Annotated in this window: 15 protein-coding genes; 10 read left to right on the top strand and 5 right to left on the bottom strand. The window is 74.7% G+C overall.

The features are described from left to right. Positions 1–46 precede the first annotated feature (46 nt). The gene (locus OG393_RS02170; RefSeq protein ID WP_327372806.1) at positions 47–454 is read left to right on the top strand and encodes an STAS domain-containing protein; all 408 of its coding nucleotides are present in this window, start codon (positions 47–49) and stop codon (positions 452–454) included. Between the two features lie 139 nt (positions 455–593). Further along, positions 594–1,724, top strand: coding sequence for a sulfite oxidase (locus tag OG393_RS02165; protein WP_327372805.1), 1,131 nt, complete (start codon positions 594–596; stop codon positions 1,722–1,724). Positions 1,725–1,925: 201 nt separating this feature from the next. On the opposite strand, the gene OG393_RS02160 is transcribed toward OG393_RS02165, so the two are convergent. Next, the gene (locus OG393_RS02160) at positions 1,926–3,452 is read right to left on the bottom strand and encodes a bifunctional phosphatase PAP2/diacylglycerol kinase family protein (protein WP_327372804.1); all 1,527 of its coding nucleotides are present in this window, start codon (positions 3,450–3,452) and stop codon (positions 1,926–1,928) included. A gap of 241 nt (positions 3,453–3,693) precedes the next feature. Between OG393_RS02160 and nadE the strand changes: the two genes are divergently transcribed. From nadE to OG393_RS02145, 3 genes are all read left to right on the top strand, one after another. Next, complete coding sequence (gene nadE / locus OG393_RS02155) at positions 3,694–4,524, top strand: ammonia-dependent NAD(+) synthetase (RefSeq protein WP_327372803.1); 831 nt, start codon at positions 3,694–3,696, stop codon at positions 4,522–4,524. A 273-nt stretch (positions 4,525–4,797) separates the two neighbouring features. Next, on the top strand, positions 4,798–5,751 hold the full coding sequence (gene bla / locus OG393_RS02150) for a class A beta-lactamase (RefSeq protein ID WP_327372802.1): 954 nt from the start codon (positions 4,798–4,800) through the stop codon (positions 5,749–5,751). 217 nt (positions 5,752–5,968) lie between these two features. After that, entirely contained in the window at positions 5,969–7,273 is a 1,305-nt protein-coding gene (locus OG393_RS02145; RefSeq protein WP_327372801.1) for an alpha/beta fold hydrolase, read from the top strand. Positions 7,274–7,364: 91 nt separating this feature from the next. Here the strand turns inward: OG393_RS02145 and OG393_RS02140 are convergent, their stop codons facing one another. Both OG393_RS02140 and OG393_RS02135 read right to left on the bottom strand, forming a co-directional pair. After that, positions 7,365–8,144 (bottom strand): VOC family protein, encoded by a 780-nt coding sequence (locus tag OG393_RS02140; protein ID WP_327372800.1) that lies wholly within the window; start codon positions 8,142–8,144, stop codon positions 7,365–7,367. Between the two features lie 189 nt (positions 8,145–8,333). After that, positions 8,334–9,299 (bottom strand): NAD(P)/FAD-dependent oxidoreductase, encoded by a 966-nt coding sequence (locus OG393_RS02135; RefSeq protein ID WP_327378280.1) that lies wholly within the window; start codon positions 9,297–9,299, stop codon positions 8,334–8,336. A 94-nt stretch (positions 9,300–9,393) separates the two neighbouring features. Here OG393_RS02135 and OG393_RS02130 point away from each other — a divergent pair, with 94 nt between their 5' ends. From OG393_RS02130 to OG393_RS02110, 5 genes are all read left to right on the top strand, one after another. Beyond that, the gene (locus OG393_RS02130; RefSeq protein WP_327372799.1) at positions 9,394–9,975 is read left to right on the top strand and encodes a helix-turn-helix domain-containing protein; all 582 of its coding nucleotides are present in this window, start codon (positions 9,394–9,396) and stop codon (positions 9,973–9,975) included. An 81-nt stretch (positions 9,976–10,056) separates the two neighbouring features. Beyond that, positions 10,057–11,025 carry an NADPH:quinone oxidoreductase family protein gene (locus OG393_RS02125; RefSeq protein WP_327372798.1) on the top strand — a complete coding sequence of 323 codons (969 nt, stop codon included), beginning with the start codon at positions 10,057–10,059 and terminating at the stop codon, positions 11,023–11,025. Further along, positions 11,022–12,209: an acyl-CoA dehydrogenase family protein gene (locus tag OG393_RS02120; protein ID WP_327372797.1), complete on the top strand. Its 1,188-nt coding sequence runs from the start codon at positions 11,022–11,024 to the stop codon at positions 12,207–12,209. The genes OG393_RS02125 and OG393_RS02120 overlap by 4 nt, the downstream gene beginning before the upstream one ends. Further along, complete coding sequence (locus OG393_RS02115) at positions 12,206–13,291, top strand: acyl-CoA dehydrogenase family protein (RefSeq protein ID WP_327372796.1); 1,086 nt, start codon at positions 12,206–12,208, stop codon at positions 13,289–13,291. Before OG393_RS02120 ends, OG393_RS02115 begins: the two co-directional genes overlap by 4 nt. A 206-nt stretch (positions 13,292–13,497) precedes the next feature. Further along, positions 13,498–13,692 (top strand): hypothetical protein, encoded by a 195-nt coding sequence (locus OG393_RS02110; protein ID WP_327372795.1) that lies wholly within the window; start codon positions 13,498–13,500, stop codon positions 13,690–13,692. Positions 13,693–13,956: 264 nt separating this feature from the next. Here OG393_RS02110 and OG393_RS02105 read toward each other — a convergent pair whose 3' ends face one another. Continuing rightward, a complete protein-coding gene (locus OG393_RS02105) occupies positions 13,957–14,754 on the bottom strand; it encodes a VOC family protein (protein ID WP_327372794.1) in 798 nt (265 codons plus the stop codon). Between the two features lie 163 nt (positions 14,755–14,917). After that, entirely contained in the window at positions 14,918–16,156 is a 1,239-nt protein-coding gene (locus OG393_RS02100; protein ID WP_327372793.1) for a phosphodiester glycosidase family protein, read from the bottom strand. Positions 16,157–16,232: the final 76 nt, after the last annotated feature.

Raw genomic sequence — 16,232 nt, 5'->3', positions numbered from 1 at the left:
GGCGCGCCGTGTTCCGGTGAACGCGCCGACCGGCGTTGATGGAGGGGTGAGCACCACGAGCAGCGCGCCGATACTGACCGCCATCCCCCTGCCCGTCCTGTGCGCCCCGGGCGCGGACACCGCGCCCGGGGTCATAGCCGTCCAGTCCTGTACGGGCATCGGCACCACCGGCCTCCTGGTCCGCCTGGCGGGGGAAGTCGACCACCACAGTTGTGCCCCACTGCGGGCGATACTCGCCTCGTCCGCCGGGGCCGGCGTCACCGGACTGGTCCTGGACGTCGCCCGGGTGACGTTCTGCGACTCCGGCCTCCTCGGCGTCCTGGACCAGTGGACCGCGATGGGCGGGACCTACCGCATCGACGCGCCGCCCCCGCCCGTCCTGCGACTGCTGCGAGCCTCCGCGGGCACCCTGCGGCCCCCGCCGCGCACCCCGTCGGGGTCCGCCGGACGCTGACCCGCCGGGTCCCGGCACCCGGCGGCGCGGCGTCCGGCGGCCTCTCCTTCCTTCGCACCGCGCATCCCGCCCGCGCCCCGGCCGTGGACCGGACCCGCGTCGACATGCCCGGCACCGGGCGGCGGCGCACCATGGGGGCATGGACGGACCCCTCAGTGAGATCAGCACAGCGGGGCGACTGGCCGACCCCCACGAAGGCATCAGTGCCCACGAACTCGCTCTCGCCACGCGGAACCACGGAATGCCGCTGGAGGCGCTGCACTACCGGCTCACCCCGCCCGGCCTGCACTACGTCCTGGTCCACTACGACATTCCGGTCCTGGACGAGACCTCGTGGCGGCTGACCGTCACCGGACGGGTCCGCGAGCCGCTCACCCTGGACCTCGCCGACCTGCGGGCCCTCCCGGCCGTCACCCACCGGGTCACGATGGAATGCGCGGGCAACGGCCGGGCACTGCTCTCGCCGCGCCCGGTCAGCCAGCCCTGGCTCGTCGAGGCCGTCGGCACCGCCGAATGGACGGGTGTCCCGCTGCGCGTCCTGCTCGCCGAGGCGGGGGTCGGACAGGAAGCCGTCGAGGCCGTCTTCACCGGCGCCGACCACGGCGTGGAGCGCGGAGTCGAACAGGACTACCGCCGGAGCCTCCCGCTGGACGTCGCCCTCGGCACCGCGCCGGAGGTCCTCGTGGCGTACGCGATGAACGGCGGCCCGCTTCCCCCGCAGCACGGCCACCCCGTCCGGCTCGTCGTCCCCGGCTGGTACGGCATGGCCCATGTGAAGTGGCTGCGCGACATCACGCTCACCGACCGCCCGTTCACCGGATTCCAGCAGGCCGAGGCATACCGGTACCGGACCACCCCGCAGGAGCCGGGGGAGCCCGTCCGCACCATCGCGCCCCGCGCGCTGATGGTCCCTCCCGGCTTCCCCGACTTCATGTCCCGCACCCGGGTGGTCCGGCCGGGCCCCGTCAGCCTCGTCGGCCGCGCCTGGTCCGGGCACGCGCCGGTGGCGCGGGTCCAGGTCAGCGCGGACGGCGGCGCCTTCTGGACCGACGCCGAACTCACCGCGGAGCCCGGCCACCCCTGGGCCTGGTCGGCCTGGCACGCCCTCTGGAACGCCACCCCCGGGATACGCCATCTCACCGTCCGCGCCACCGATGCCGACGGGAACACCCAACCGCTGACCGAGCCGTGGAACCGCGGCGGATTCGGCAACAACCTGGTCCAGCGCGTCGAAGTGCTGTGCGCCCCCGAGGAGCCGGACGCCGGGTAGGCCGCGCCGCCGGTTCTCTGCCGCGACCCCGTCAGAGCCTGTCGGGCGGCCTTCGTCCGACCGGGCGGTCACGCCCTGGCACACACGCTGCCGGCGTTGCCGACATGCCCCGGTGGCTCCGCTGCAGCGGCATCCCGGCTCCATGGAATCACACGCACCGGACCGCGCCCGCCTGTCGGACGAAGGCCGCCCGACAGGCTCTCAGCCGTCCACGGGGCGGTAGACGGTCAGCGCCTTCGGCAGCTTGTCGATCAGCATGTCCGCGGGCGCGGGCATCACCTCGCCGTCACAGGCCATCGGGGTGTCCGCCGGCAGTCCGGTGATCCTCACGCGGTGCGGACGCGCCGACGCGTACACCCGCGTCCGGGCCACCCCGCCCGCGAGCGCCGTGGCCAGCAGCCGGGTCCGGGCGAACCGGCCGCCGTGGGCGACGCGCACGTCCAGCAGACCGTCGGCCATCTCCTCCCGGCGCACCGGGGCGAGACCGATGCTCCGGTACGCGCCGTTGCCGGCGAACAGCAGCCACATCGAACGCGGCACGCCGTTCACCGAGGCCCTCAGCGGGCGGGCTCCACGCAGGACCTTCACCGTGCCGACGACCGCCGCGGCCGTCCCGCCGATCCGGGGCGACCAGCGCTCGCGGAGCCGGACCAGCTCGGGGTACACGCCCAGGCTGAAGGTGTTGAGGAAGTAGTCGGGATCATCCGGCGCACCCTTCGGGGCGACGCCCGCGGGCGACAGCCGCCGCACCCGCCCGACGTCCGCCTGGACGGCCTGCCCCGCCGTCACGGCCGCGCACCCGTCGACGAGCGTCTCCACCCCCAGGTCGGCGGCGAAGTGGTTGAACGTCCCGCCGGGCAGCACGAGCAGCGGGACACCGTACCGCAGCGCCGGCGCCACGGCGGCGTTCACCGTGCCGTCCCCACCGCACACCCCCAGAGCGCCGCCCCGTGCCGCCGCGTCCGCGGCGGCACGGTCAAGTACCTCCGGCAGCGGCCCGGCCGACTCGTCGTAGCGGACGACCTCCGCCTTCGGCAGCGACGTCTCGATCTGCCGGGCCGGTTCCGTCAACTGGGGCTGCGAGCCGGAGGACGGGTTGACCACGACGACGAGCCCCTCGCCCTCGGGCAGCGCCGGAGCGTCCACCCGCGGCCGGGCCGGCGGGGGCTGCCGGGTGTGGTTCGGCGACGGGCCCTTCAGGACCGCCGCCGCCCCGACCCCGAGCAGCGCGCCCACCACGACGTCGCTGGGGTAGTGCACCCCGGTGTACACACGGGAGAAGGCCACCGACGCGGCGACCGGAAGCAGGGCCGCTCCCCAGCCCCGGGACTCCAGCGCCGCACCCGCCGCGAAGGCGGCGGCCGAGGCGGAGTGCCCCGAGGGAAAGGAACTGGTGATCGGCCGGCGCGCCAGGTGTCGCACGACCGGCACCACGTCGATCAGCGGGCGCTCGCGTCGCACGGCGCCCTTGGCGAGGGTGTTGACCGTCGCCGATGCCAGGGCGAGCGAGGCGACCGCGCGGACCGCCGCCCGCCTGCCGCGCACGCCGCCCACGGCCCACATGCCCGCGCCGACGCCGAACCACAGCAGCCCGTGGTCCGCGCTCTTGCTCAGCCGGGGAAGGACCCGGTCGGCGCCCGGCCACGACCGCCTCGCCACCTGCTCGAACAGCCTCAGGTCCGCACGTCCCAGCACCTGGCGCAGTCGCCCGCTCGTCCTCGTGTTCATGACGGCCTCCTACCCCGAGTCTCGGTCCGCAGTCGGCGGGCGGCGCGTCCCGCCGCGCGGTCGGCGTACCCGGTCCCCGGTCCGGGGCGACCGGTTCCGGAGCCTCCCGCCCGAGGGCGGCGGCGCGGCGCGGGCCCGCGCCGCATAGAGTCGACCCGGGCCCGGGGCCACGGCGGCCCGCCGCGCCACGTGACCCCGCCCGCCCGACGAACCACCGGCCGACCTTCCCGAGGAGCACTCCGTGACCGACCCGGCGTCCATCGCCCTGCAGCAGCAGATCGCCCGGGAACTCGAGGTTTCCGAGACCTTCGACCCGCGCGTCGAGATCGAGCGCCGGGTGGCCTTCCTCGCCGAGCGACTCACCAGCACGGGGCTGCGCGGTCTCGTTCTCGGGATCAGCGGCGGCGTGGACTCCACCACCACGGGCCGGCTCTGCCAGCTCGCCGTGGAGCGGGCCAGGTCCGCCGGGCACGAGGCCGCCTTCCACGCGATGCGGCTGCCCTACGGCGTGCAGGCCGACGAGAAGGACGCCCAGCTGGCGCTCGACTTCGTCCGGGCCGACCACGTGCTGACCGTCGACGTGCGGCCGGCGAGCGACGCGGCCCTCGCGGCCTGCCGGGACGGCGGCGTCACCTTCCGTGACGCCCACCACCAGGACTTCGTGCACGGCAACATCAAGGCCCGTCAGCGGATGATCGCGCAGTACGCCGTCGCGGGTGCGCACGGCGCCCTGGTCGTCGGCACCGATCACGCGGCCGAGGCGGTCTCCGGCTTCTTCACCAAGTTCGGCGACGGCGCGGCCGACCTGGTCCCGCTCACGGGCCTGACCAAGCGCCGGGTGCGTGCCGTCGCGGACACCCTCGGCGCCCCGGCCCAGCTGGTCTGGAAGACGCCGACCGCCGACCTGGAGACCCTCGACCCCGGCAAGCCCGACGAGGACGCGCTCGGTGTCACGTACGACGACATCGACGACTTCCTGGAGGGCAAGCCGGTGAGCGAGGCGGCGTTCGCGTCGATCGTGCGCCGCTACCGGCTGACCGACCACAAGCGCCGACTGCCCGTCGCCCCCTGAACCCGGCGGAGGACCCGGCCCGTCGCGCCCCGAAGCCGACGGACCGGGCCCGGCGGGTGCCTGGACCGGTGGCCATGCCCACCCCGCGACGACCCGCCACCCCCGACGACCGTCACGCGCGCGGGTGGACACCGCCTCCGCCTCGGCCGGGCACCGCGCACCCCGCCCCGGCCACCGGACCCGCTGCGAACAGGCGTCATAGCTGTTCCGGCATGGCACCGTTCGGCGTGTGGCTCTTGGACAACGCCGCGGCGGGGCTGGTGAGCTGCCGCCATGAACCGGACCTCCGCCCCTACCCGGGGCCCCCTGCGCGCGGCCGCCGCCGCCGCCCTCGCCTTACTGTTCGCCGCCCCGACCGCCTGCGCCCCCGCACCGGCCGCCGGGACCGCCGCCGCCCTGCCGCGCCCCTCCGCCGCCCAGGAAGCGTCGCTCGCCGCCGAACTACGCGGGCTGGAGGCCGACCGCGCGGTGCGCGTCGGCGCCTACGCGTACGACACGGGTACCGGCCGGACCGTCTCCTACCGCGGGGAGGAGGACTTCCCCGTGCTGTCCACCTTCAAGGCGTTCGTGGCCGCCGCGATCCTCGACAAGGCCCGCCGTGTGTCACCCGGCCTGCTGGACCGGACGGTCCACTGGACGACGAGCGAGGAGGTCCCCGACTCGCCCACGACCGCGGGCCGAGGCGCCACCGGCATGACGGTGGCGGAGCTGTGCCGGGCGGCCGTCACCCGCAGCGACAACACCGCCGGAAACCTGCTCCTGAAAGAGATCGGGGGCCCGTCCGGCCTGACCCGTTACCACCGTTCGCTCGGCGACCGGGTCACCCGGCTGGACCGCTGGGAGCCGGAGCTCAACGACTGGCGGCCCGGGGAGCCGCGCGACACCACCCGGCCCGCGGCCATCGGCCGAGCGCTCCGGAGGGTGACGCTCGGCCCGGCGCTGGTGCCCGCCGACCGGGCACGGCTGATCGACTGGCTGCGCGCCACCACCACCGGCGGCGAGCGCGTCAGGGCGGGCCTGCCGGAGGGCTGGGACGTCGGTGACAAGACCGGTACCTCGGGCTCCTACGGCGGCGCCCACGACATCGCGGTGGTACGGCCACCGTCCGGGGCACCGGTGGTCATCGCGGTCTACACCCGCCGGACGAGCGCCACCGAGGCTCCCGACAGCGTCGCCGTCGCCCGGACCGCGGCCGTCCTCGTCCGCGCACTCGGCCTGACGCCCTGAGCGGGTATCCCCGGGACCGGTGTCCACGCCGCACCCGCCCCGGGGTGACGCCCCGTCCCCCGGGCGTTCGCCGCCCCGCCCGCGCCGCACCCGTCGCGGAGCCGGACGCGCCCCGCCCCTCGGCCGAGCGCGCTCACAGCGCCCCGCGCCGCACCCTGTGATCCACTGTCAGGCGGGGGCGCGGCACCGCTCGGGGGCGTACGGAACAGGAGCAGCATTGACCAGCTACCGTCTGCCCGGCCTCGTCCTCACCGACCGCCGCTTCGCCGTGCCCCTCGACCACGAGGACCCCGGCGGCGAGCAGATCGAGGTGTTCGCCCGCGAGGCCGTCGCCAGTGGCAGCGTGGGAGCGGACCTGCCCTGGCTGCTGTACCTGGAGGGCGGGCCTGGCTTCGGAGCCCGCCGTTTCACCGGATCCACCGTCCGCCAGTGGCTCGGACGGGCCGTCCGGGAGTTCCGCGTCCTCCTCCTCGACCAGCGGGGGACCGGCAACTCCACCCCGGCCAACCGCCAGACCCTGCCGCTGCGCGGCACTCCGCGGCAACAGGCCGACTACCTCGCTCACTTCCGCGCCGACTCCATCGTCCAGGACTGCGAGCTGATCCGTAAGCGGCTCACCGGCGGCGCCCGATGGACCGTCCTCGGCCAGAGCTTCGGCGGCTTCTGCGCCACGCACTACCTCTGCGCCGCGCCCGACGGTCTGCACACGGTCCTGGTGACCGGTGGTCTGCCCTCGCTCGACGCCCCCGCCGACGAGGTCTACCGGGCCGCCTATCCGCGGATGAGCCGAAAGACCGAGGCCCACTACACCCGCTACCCGCAGGACGTCGAACGTGCCCGCCGGATCGCCGCCCACCTGCTGGAACGACCGGCCGCCCTGCCCGGCGGCGGTCTGCTCACCGCGGAGTGCTTCCAGTCGCTCGGCATCCTTCTCGGCCGCGGGGACGGCACCCACGAACTCCATCTCCTGCTGGAGGACGCCTTCGTCCCGGCCATGGGCGGTCCCGCGCTCTCGGACGCCTTCCTGGAGAACGTCCAGGCCGTCCTCTCACACGCCGGGCATCCGCTGTACGCCGTGCTCCACGAGGCGATCTACGCCCAGGGGCGGGGTCCCACCGCCTGGGCGGCCGAACGGGTCCGCGCCGAGTTCCCGGGCTTCGACGCCGCGAAGACGCTGGCGGGCGACGGACCCCTGCTCCTCACCGGGGAGACCGTCCATCCCTGGCACTTCGACAGCGACCCGGCACTGCGCCCGCTGCGCGAGACCGCCGCGCTCCTCGCCGGGCGCGCCGACTGGCCCGCGCTGTACGACCCGGCACGGCTGGCCGCCAACGAGGTCCCGGTCGCCGCTGCCGTCTACCACGACGACCTCTACGTGGACACCGCCCACTCCCTGCGCACCGCCCGCGCGATCCGGGGGCTGCGGACCTGGGTGACGGACGAGCTGGAACACGACGGGATCCGGGTGGACGGCCCCCGCGTGCTGGACCGCCTGCTCGCCCTCGCGCGGGGCGGGGTCTGACCCTCCGGGTACGGGACACGCCGGGTGGCCGGTCGCCTCCGCGCGGGCGCGGGCGGCCGGCCGCCGCACGGGACCGCGGGAGGGCGCGTCCTCACATCCGCGGAGACGGCTTGAGGACGGCGAACGGCGCGCCGAAGGGGTCGGCCAGCCAGGCGATCCGGCCCACGTCAGGGATGTCCGCGGCGGGCATCAGCACCGAGCCGCCGTTGCCCTGCGTCCTGGCGGAGGTCTCGTCCGCGTCCCGGACCGCGAAGTACGGGATCCAGCGCGCCTTGTCCGCGCCCTCCTGGAGCTGTGCGACCCCGCCGAAGGAGGCGTCCTGCTGGTCGCCCTCCGCGGTGGACAGCACCTGGTACGCCATCCCCGGGGTGTCCATCTCCGTCGAGCGCCAGCCGAACAGCCGGCCGTAGAAGTCCAGGGCGGCCCGCGGGTCGTCGACGTGCAGTTCGGCCCAGACCAGGGTGTTGGTCTCCGAGGTCCGCTCCAGACCCTTGACCGCGGCCGGCTGCCATACGGCGAACTCGGCGCCGCCCGGGTCGGTGAGGCAGGCCATCCGTCCCGCCTCCATGACGTCGGAGGCAGCGACCCGTACCGTCCCGCCGGCGCTCGCGGCGGCTTCCGCGGTGGCCTGGGCGTCGGGTGTCTGGAAGTAGACCGTCCAGGCGGAGGTGGCCCCCTCCGCGGTGAGCGGGCCGATCGCCGCGACCGTCCGGCCGTCCTGCCGGAAGAAGCCGTACCCGTCGGCGTCCGGGCCCGCCGACACGAACTCCCAGTCGAAGACGCCGCTGTAGAACGCGGCGGCGGCCTGGACGTCGGGGCTTCCGAGGTCGAGCCAGCTGGGGGATCCCGTCGTGAAGTCCGTACCGAGCATGCGCTGTGCCCTGCCTTTCCGCTGTTGTGAGGTCGACGTCCGGCCACCATGGCCGATCCTCGCCGCTCGGCTCCGCCCACGCGGCCGCAGGCACACGTGTTCATCCGCCTGGCGCAGCGCCCCGCTCCCGCCGGCCCCCGGGCCGTGACGGGCCGCGGGCACGGCGGGAAGGGGGGCGGGGGCGCGCGGTCAGGCCGTCGCCGCGACCGCCCGGTCCAGGTCGGTGAAGAGCAGGTCCGCGTTGACCGCCGTCCCTGCCCGGTAGCCACCGCTCGCCGCGTTGACCACCTGCTCGGCGAAACCGGTCGTGTTCCCCGCCGCCCAGACGCCCGGCACGCTGGTCCGGCCCGTCTCGTCCACGGCGACGAGCGCTCCCTGCGGGGTGTCCCGGGTGGCCGCGCCGAGCGCCGTCAGCAGCCCGTCCCTCGGGATCATCCGGGTGCCGGTGAAGACGACGGACCGGGCGACCACCCGGCCGTCGGCCATCCGGACGCCCGTCAGGCGGTCGCCCTCGACGACGACGCCGGCCACCTCGCCCGTCACCACCTCGATGCCCGCCGCCGCGACCCGCGCGCGCTGCTCCTCGGGGAGCCGGCCGGTCGTGTGCAGGAAGAGGGTGACGTCCCCGGACCACTGGGACACCATCAGGGCCTGGTGTGCCCCCGCCACGGGGTGGGCTATCACCCCGAAGGCGCGGTCGCGGACCTCCCAGCCGTGGCAGTAGGGGCAGTGCAGTACGTCCCGGCCCCACCGCGCGGCGAGCCCGTCGAGGTCCGGGAGCTCGTCGACCAGACCGGTCGTCACGATCAGGCGCCGGGCTCGCGCCGTGCGTCCGTCGGCGAGGCGGACGACGAAGCCGCCGGCCCCGTCGGGGACCGCCTCGGTCACCTCGCCCTCGGTGCGCTCGACCCCGTAGGCCGTCAGCTCGGCCCGCCCGGCCGCCAGGAAGTCCGCCGGGCTCATTCCGTCCCGGGACAGGTAGCCCTGCATGTGGGCCGAAGGGGCGTTGCGCGGCGCACCCGCGTCGACGACCAGGGTCCGGCGCCGGGCCCTGCCCAGGACCAGGGCCGCGCTGAGCCCCGCGGCTCCGCCGCCGACCACCACCGCGTCGTACCGCCCGCCCGGGGGCGTGGTGGCGGTCGTGCTCGTCGTCATGGCGGGGCTGTGGCGCTCGTTCGTTTCCATGCCCCGAGCCTGGCCCCGCCGGGACCCGCTTGACAAACGAACTTGCTGTTTCTGCAATGGACGCATGAGTGAGGACCAACGCATCGACGACGTGCTGAACGAGGTCGGACCGCGGTTGCGCCGCATCCGGCGTGAGCGCGGAGCCACTCTGGGCGATCTGGCCGCCTCCACCGGAATCTCGGTGAGCACGCTCTCCCGGCTGGAGTCCGGGCAGCGCCGGCCGAGTCTCGAGCTGCTGCTGCCCATCGCGCGCGCCCATCAGGTCGCGCTCGACGAACTGGTCGGCGCGCCGCCCACCGGCGACCCCCGGGTCCGCGCCAAGCCGATCGTGCGCAACGGCCGCACGATGCTGCCGCTCACCCGCCAGCCCGGCGGCCTCCAGGCGTACAAGGTGGTGCAGGAGAAGGCCGAGCCGGTCGACCCTCGCGTCCACGAGGGCTACGAGTGGCTGTACGTCCTGTCCGGGAGGCTGCGGCTGGTCCTGGGCGGCCACGACGTCGTGCTGGCGGCCGGCGAGGCGGCCGAGTTCGACACGAGGGTGCCGCACTGGTTCGGGCCTACGCCGGACGGTCCGGTGGAGTTTCTGAGCCTGTTCGGGCCCCAGGGGGAACGCATGCACGTCCGGGCCCGGCCGAAGAAGTCCTGAGCGCACGGTTCCACCGCGACAAGCGACCGCTTAGTATGCGACCGACCGCGCAGTACGGACGACGGCTGGTGGAGGAACTCCATGCAGGCATGGCGAGTGCACGAGAACGGCGAGCCGGGCGAGGTGATGCGGTGCGAGGAGGTGGACCGCCCCACGCCCGGCGCGGGGCAGGTCCTGCTCAAGGTCCGCGCCACGAGCGTCAACTTCCCCGACGCCCTGCTCTGCCGGGGCCAGTACCAGGTGCGGCCCCCGCTGCCCTTCACCCCCGGCGTGGAGGTCTGCGCCGAGACCGAGGACGGGCGCCGGGTCATCGCCACCCCCGCCCTGCCGCACGGTGGCATGGCGACGTACGCGCTCGCCGACGGCACGACCGTCCTGCCCGCCCCCGAGGCGCTCGACGACGCGGAGGCCGCTGCTCTCCACATCGGCTACCAGACCGGTTGGTTCGGACTGCACCGCAGGGCCGCGCTCCGGGAGGGTGAGACCCTGCTCGTGCACGCCGCGGCGGGCGGCGTCGGCAGCGCCGCCGTCCAGCTCGGCAAGGCGGCCGGCGCCACCGTCATCGGCGTCACCGGCGGACCGGAGAAGGCGGCCGTCGCCCGGGAACTCGGCTGCGACCTCGTGATCGACCGGCATGCCGAGGACGTCGTCGCCGTCGTGAAGGAGGCCACCGGCGGCCGGGGCGCCGACGTGATCTACGACCCCGTCGGCGGCGGGGCCTACGCGCAGTCCGCCAAGGCCGTCGCCTTCGAGGGCCGCATCGTCGTGGTCGGCTTCGCCAGCGGCTCCATCCCCGCACCCGCGCTCAACCACGCCCTCGTCAAGAACTACTCGATCCTCGGCCTCCATTGGGGCCTGTACAACGCGAAGGACCGGGCCGCCGTCCTGCGCTGTCACGAGACACTCACCGAGTACGCGGCCAAGGGCCTGATCAGGCCGCTCGTCGGCGAGCGGGTCCCGTTCTCCGAGGCGGCCGACGCCGTGCAGCGCGTCGCCGACGGCACCACCACCGGCCGCCTGGTCGTCCTCCCGGAAGGGGCCGCCCGATGACCGCGCCCGACGCCACCGCGGTCCGCGCCCTGACCCGGGAACTGCTCACCGCGCACCCGCCCGCCCGCACCGCGCGCGCCGACTTCCTCCGGGCCCGCTTCGACGCCGGGCTCGCCTGGGTGCACTACCCCGTCGGCCTGGGCGGACTAGGCGCCCCCCGCTCCCTGCAGGCCGTCGTCGACACCGAACTCCAGGCCGCCGACGCCCCCGACAACGATCCGCGGCGGATCGGCATCGGCCTCGGCATGGCCGCCCCGACCCTCCTCGCCTACGGCACCGAGGAGGTCAAGAAGCGCTTCCTGCGGCCGCTCTGGGCCGGCGAGGAGGTGTGGTGCCAGCTCTTCAGCGAACCCGGCGCGGGCTCCGACCTCGCCGCCCTCGGCACCCGCGCGGTCCGGGACGGAGACACCTGGGTCGTCAACGGCCAGAAGGTGTGGACCTCCAGCGCGCACGTGGCCCGCTGGGCCATCCTCATCGCCCGCACCGATCCGGACGTTCCCAAGCACCGGGGCATCACCTACTTCGTCTGCGACATGACCGACCCCGGCGTCGAGGTGCGCCCGCTCCGCCAGATCACCGGCGAGGCGGAGTTCAACGAGGTGTTCCTGACCGACGTGCGCATCCCCGACGCCCACCGCCTCGGCGAGCCCGGCGACGGCTGGCGCGTCGCCCAGACGACCCTGATGAACGAGCGCGTGTCCATCGGCGGTGCGCGCATCCCCCGCGAGGGCGGCATGATCGGTCCGGTCGCGAGGACCTGGCGCGAACGCCCCGAGCTGCGCACCCACGAACTCCACCGGCGCCTCCTCGACCTCTGGGTGGGCTCCGAGGTGGCCCGGCTGACCGGGGAACGGCTGCGCCAGCAGCTCGTGGCCGGCCAGCCCGGCCCCGAGGGCAGCGCCATGAAACTCGGCTTCGCCCGGCTCAACCAGGCCATCAGCGGCCTGGAGGTGGAACTCCTCGGCGAGGAGGGGCTGCTGTACGGCGACTGGACCATGCGCCGCCCCGACCTGGTCGACTTCACCGGCCGCGACGCCGGGTACCGGTACCTGCGGTCCAAGGGCAACTCCATCGAGGGCGGTACGACCGAGGTGCTGCTCAACATCGTCGCCGAACGCGTGCTCGGACTGCCCGCCGAGCCCCGCGACGACAAGGACGTAGCCTGGAAGGACCTCGCGCGATGACGGATCTGCTCTACTCCGGGACCGAGGACGATCTGCGCGCCACGGTCCGCTCGCTGCTCGCCGACCGGGCCGGACCACAGGTGCTGCTCGGCCGGATCGAGACCGGCGACCCCTATGTGCCCGGCCTGTGGAAGTCCCTCGCCGGAGAGATCGGCACGGCCGGCCTCCTCGTCCCGGAGAAGTTCGGCGGTCAGGGCGCGAGCCACCGTGAGGCCGCCGTGGTCCTGGAGGAACTGGGCCGCGCGGTGACCCCGGTGCCCTTCCTCACCGGGGCGGTGATGGCGACCGAGACCCTGCTCGCCCTCGACACCGAGAGCGCCCCGGTCGCCGAACTGCTCGACGCCCTCGCGAACGGCCGCACGGTGGCGGTGCTCGCCGTCCCGTTCTCCACCGCCCCCGCCGCCGAGCCGGAGGCGACGGACACCGTGACCGCTGTCGCGGACGCCGCCTGCGCGGACGTCCTGCTGGTCCTGCGGGCCGACGGCCTCTACGCCGTCCCCGCGGCCGGCGCGCGGACCGAGGCGCTGACGCCGCTCGATCTCACCCGGCCCCTGTCCGCTGTCGACACGTCCGGCGTCGCGGGAACCCGGCTGGCCGACGAGCGTCCCGCCCGTGCGGCGATCCGCCGAGGACTGCTCACCGGCGCCGGACTGCTGGCCTCCGAACAGCTCGGGCTCGCCGAGTGGTGTCTGGAGGAGACCGTCCGGCACACTCGGGAGCGCTACCAGTTCAACCGGCCCGTCGGCTCCTTCCAGGCGCTCAAGCACCGGATGGCGCAGTGCTGGCTGGAGGTGGTGAACGCCCGTGCGGCGGCCCGCGCGGCCGCCGACGCGCTGGCCACCGCCGACCCGGACGCCGCGCTGACCGTGGCCGTCGCTCAGGCGTACTGCGCGAAGGTCGCCGTCCATGTGGCCGAGGAGTGCGTGCAGTTGCACGGCGGCATCGGCATGACCTGGGAGCATCCGGCGCACTTGGCGCTCAAGCGCGCCAAGTCCGCTCAGGTCGCCCTGGGTTCGGCCGGCAGTCATCAGGACACGATCGCGTCCCTGGTCGGCCTCCCGGCCCCCGCCGCGGGAGTCTGAGAAGTCCGTCGAGCCCGCACCACGACGCCTCCCGAAGAGGTGCGGGCACGACGACCGCCCGGCCACCTCGCCCGCACCTCCCAGCGGACGGCTGCCGGCGACGTCACCCGTTCGGCAGGCATGCCGTTCGCCCGGACGGAGCCTCCGCTGCGCCACACTGGCCGCCGGACGCCGCAATTCCCGTGCGGTGCGAGGAGGGTGTGGCCATGGCCGTTTCCATTTCCGTGGTGGTGCTGTTGCTCGTGCTGGCGGTGGTCTTCCTGCGCAACGGCGGGCTCAAGTTCTCCCACGCGCTGGTCTGCGCGCTCCTCGGCTTCTTCCTGGCCGGGACGAGCATGGCGCCGACCATCCAGAACGGTGTCGCCGCCACCGCGAACGTCGTCAGCGGCCTCAGGCCCTGACGTCCCGGCGCCCGTCGCGCCCGTGAAGTCCCCCGGGGTACAGGGGTGTCGTCCGCCCGCCCGCAGGTCTCGTGCTCCCGGGCCCACGGTCCGCCGCCGGCGCGAGCGACGCGGGCCCCCGAGGAGCCGCGATGACCACCCCCGCCCGCATCACGCACCTCTCCGGGACAGGATCGTGCCCGGGACCGGGTGAGGTCCCGGGCACGACCACGGGGAGGCTCTGAGGCGGTGCGCGGGCTCGAAGGCCACCCGACAGAGTCAAGCTCAGACGAACTCCGGCATCTCGCCCTCGGTGGTCGTCGGGTCGATCACGGCGAAGGGCGCTCCCTGGGGGTCCACGATCGCCGCGAAACGGCCGAACGGGCTGCCCATCGGCCCGAACACCTTCCGGCCTCCCAGCTTCTCGGCCTTCGCGAGCGCCTCGTCGCAGTCGTCGACCGCGAAGTAGATCTGGATGTACGCGGGGATCTCGGCGGGGAAGTCCTCCGGCGTCATCGTCATCCGGCCCAGGACCGGCATCTCGCCGCCCAGGTCGAAGGTCTTGTAGTCGACGCTGTCGTCCCGCATCCGCTTCGTGCGGTAGCCGAACAGCGAGGCGAAGAAGGCGTCGGACCGCTCCGGTTCGCGGGTGAAGACCTCGGCCCAGGCGTACGAACCGGTCTCGCCCTCGACTTCGAAGCCCTCGTGGGTACCCGGCTGCCATACGCCGAACGTGACGCCCGTCGGGTCCTGCGCCAGGCACATGGAGCCGAAGTCGCCCACCTGCATCGGCTCCATCAGGAGCGTGCCCCCTCCGTTCCTGATCCTCTCCGCCGCGGCGGACGCGTCGGGCGAGGAGAAGTAGAGGCACCAGGCCGACTGTGGGGAGTCCTGGCCCGGCATCGGCGGGACGACGGCCGCGACCGCCTTCCCGTTCCGGTATGCCTGGGTGTAGTTGCCGAATTCAGAGGAGGCTTCGCCGAAGGTCCAGCCCAGGACCTCGCCGTAGAACTTCTTGGCGCCCTCCACGTCGGTGAACATCGCGTCGGTCCAGACCGGCGTGCCTTCAGGTCGTGCGGCCATGTCGCTGACTCTCTTCCGGTCGATCATGCTCTTCGAGGGAGGTCCCGCGTCCCAGGGGCTTCCCGGAGTCACGGTAGCCAGGCCACCCGTACTCCGCGCGGTGACGTGGTGCGGTCGGGCGATGCCCGGCCGCCACGCACGGTGTGGGCGGGGCAGTGACGGATCAAGGCCGCCGGAAGACGCCGATGCCGTTCGCCACCGGCCGCTCGGCCCCTCCGCTCGGGTGGTTGCGCACCGTGACCGCCGTGCCGGAGGGGCTTCGGGTGACCAGCGTCGAGGAGCCACCGCCGTCCAGGCTGAACGCGTCCTCGGCGCCGGCATCCCGCATCAGCGCCGCGACCTCGGCGACCGTCAGGCCCGAGCGGAAGGCGAGGCTCCCGTCGAGGGCCATCAGCAGCAGCGTCCTCCCGCCGTCGGCCAGGCCGGCCGCGGAGCGCACGGCGGAGGTGAGCCGGTCCAGACCGGGCAGCGGGGCCCCCGCGCGCAGGACCGGGTATCCGCCGACGGCGAAGTGGTAGGGGATCGGGGAGCCTTCCGCCACCAGGCGGTGCCGCACCGAGACCCGGTCGCCGACGGTCAGCCCGCGCAGGCTCCGCGCACCGCGCTCCCGGCCCACCAGGACCTCGGTTCCCCGGGGGATGACGCCCGCCCCGGGCACCCGCGCGACCGCGGCGACCCGTCCGGCCCGCACGGTCACCTCGTACGTGTCGCGGCTGCACGCCGCCGCCCGGTCCTGGTCCGTGCCACAGGTCGCGCGCACCCGTGACGCCGCTCCCCAGTCCGCGGTGAACACACCGACCGAGTCCACCGGCAGGGCGTACTGGTTCAGTCCCTCCAGCGGGAAGAGGGTGCCGCCGGACGCGGTCACCGAGCCGTCGAGGGTGAGGCGGCCCAGGCGGCCCCGCCGGTCCACCCCGACTCCCAGCACTTCGCGGGTGCCGGTGCCCGGTGGCAGCGCGGACCCGAAGCGCTGTCCCTCCGGCACGGCCGCCTTGACGTGCCGGCCGCCCCCGACGGCCGGGCCGACGGACGCGCCGGTCGGCTCCACCCCGGGATGGCCGGGCCCCGAGATGTCGAAGAAGTCGCCGTTGACCGCGGCCACCGCCGCGCGGGCGTCCGCGAGGGCGGACAGCGGCGCGCGCGCCCCGACGGTGCCGGGCGTCAGCAGGTCCACCCTGACCCCGGGGTCGCGCAGGTCGACGGTGACGAGGTGGACCCGGGCGGGCCCGTGGGACCCGGTCACGCCCCAGGACCGGTAGCCGACCCCGGGCGCCGGCTCCGTTCCCGCGGCGGGGGAGTCGGCGTCGGCCTTCGCCGCTCCGGCGGGCGCGGCGACCGACACGGCGCACCAGGCGAGCAGGGCGACGAGGATCGCGCGTGCGGACAGCGGCGGTACCGGCATGTTCTCTCCCGGGGGTCCCGCCGACTCTGCCAAGCCACGCGGAGCGGCCCAACCGCCAATGCGGTGAACCGCCTCG

Source organism: Streptomyces sp. NBC_01216, from assembly GCF_035994945.1.
In the GTDB taxonomy this organism is placed as follows: Bacteria; Actinomycetota; Actinomycetes; order Streptomycetales; family Streptomycetaceae; genus Streptomyces.
This window is presented reverse-complemented; position numbering and strand designations above follow the sequence as displayed.

What these genes read in the sequence shown, in the direction of transcription:
- OG393_RS02105 (WP_327372794.1), bottom strand. Translation starts at nt 14,754, where the DNA reads ATGGCCGCACGACCTGAAGGCACGCCGGTCTGGACCGACGCGATGTTC.
- OG393_RS02135 (WP_327378280.1), bottom strand. Translation starts at nt 9,299, where the DNA reads ATGACGACGAGCACGACCGCCACCACGCCCCCGGGCGGGCGGTACGAC.
- OG393_RS02130 (WP_327372799.1), top strand. Translation starts at nt 9,394, where the DNA reads ATGAGTGAGGACCAACGCATCGACGACGTGCTGAACGAGGTCGGACCG.
- OG393_RS02140 (WP_327372800.1), bottom strand. Translation starts at nt 8,144, where the DNA reads ATGCTCGGTACGGACTTCACGACGGGATCCCCCAGCTGGCTCGACCTC.
- OG393_RS02100 (WP_327372793.1), bottom strand. Translation starts at nt 16,156, where the DNA reads ATGCCGGTACCGCCGCTGTCCGCACGCGCGATCCTCGTCGCCCTGCTC.
- OG393_RS02115 (WP_327372796.1), top strand. Translation starts at nt 12,206, where the DNA reads ATGACGGATCTGCTCTACTCCGGGACCGAGGACGATCTGCGCGCCACG.
- OG393_RS02125 (WP_327372798.1), top strand. Translation starts at nt 10,057, where the DNA reads ATGCAGGCATGGCGAGTGCACGAGAACGGCGAGCCGGGCGAGGTGATG.
- bla (WP_327372802.1), top strand. Translation starts at nt 4,798, where the DNA reads ATGAACCGGACCTCCGCCCCTACCCGGGGCCCCCTGCGCGCGGCCGCC.
- OG393_RS02120 (WP_327372797.1), top strand. Translation starts at nt 11,022, where the DNA reads ATGACCGCGCCCGACGCCACCGCGGTCCGCGCCCTGACCCGGGAACTG.
- OG393_RS02110 (WP_327372795.1), top strand. Translation starts at nt 13,498, where the DNA reads ATGGCCGTTTCCATTTCCGTGGTGGTGCTGTTGCTCGTGCTGGCGGTG.
- OG393_RS02165 (WP_327372805.1), top strand. Translation starts at nt 594, where the DNA reads ATGGACGGACCCCTCAGTGAGATCAGCACAGCGGGGCGACTGGCCGAC.
- OG393_RS02160 (WP_327372804.1), bottom strand. Translation starts at nt 3,452, where the DNA reads ATGAACACGAGGACGAGCGGGCGACTGCGCCAGGTGCTGGGACGTGCG.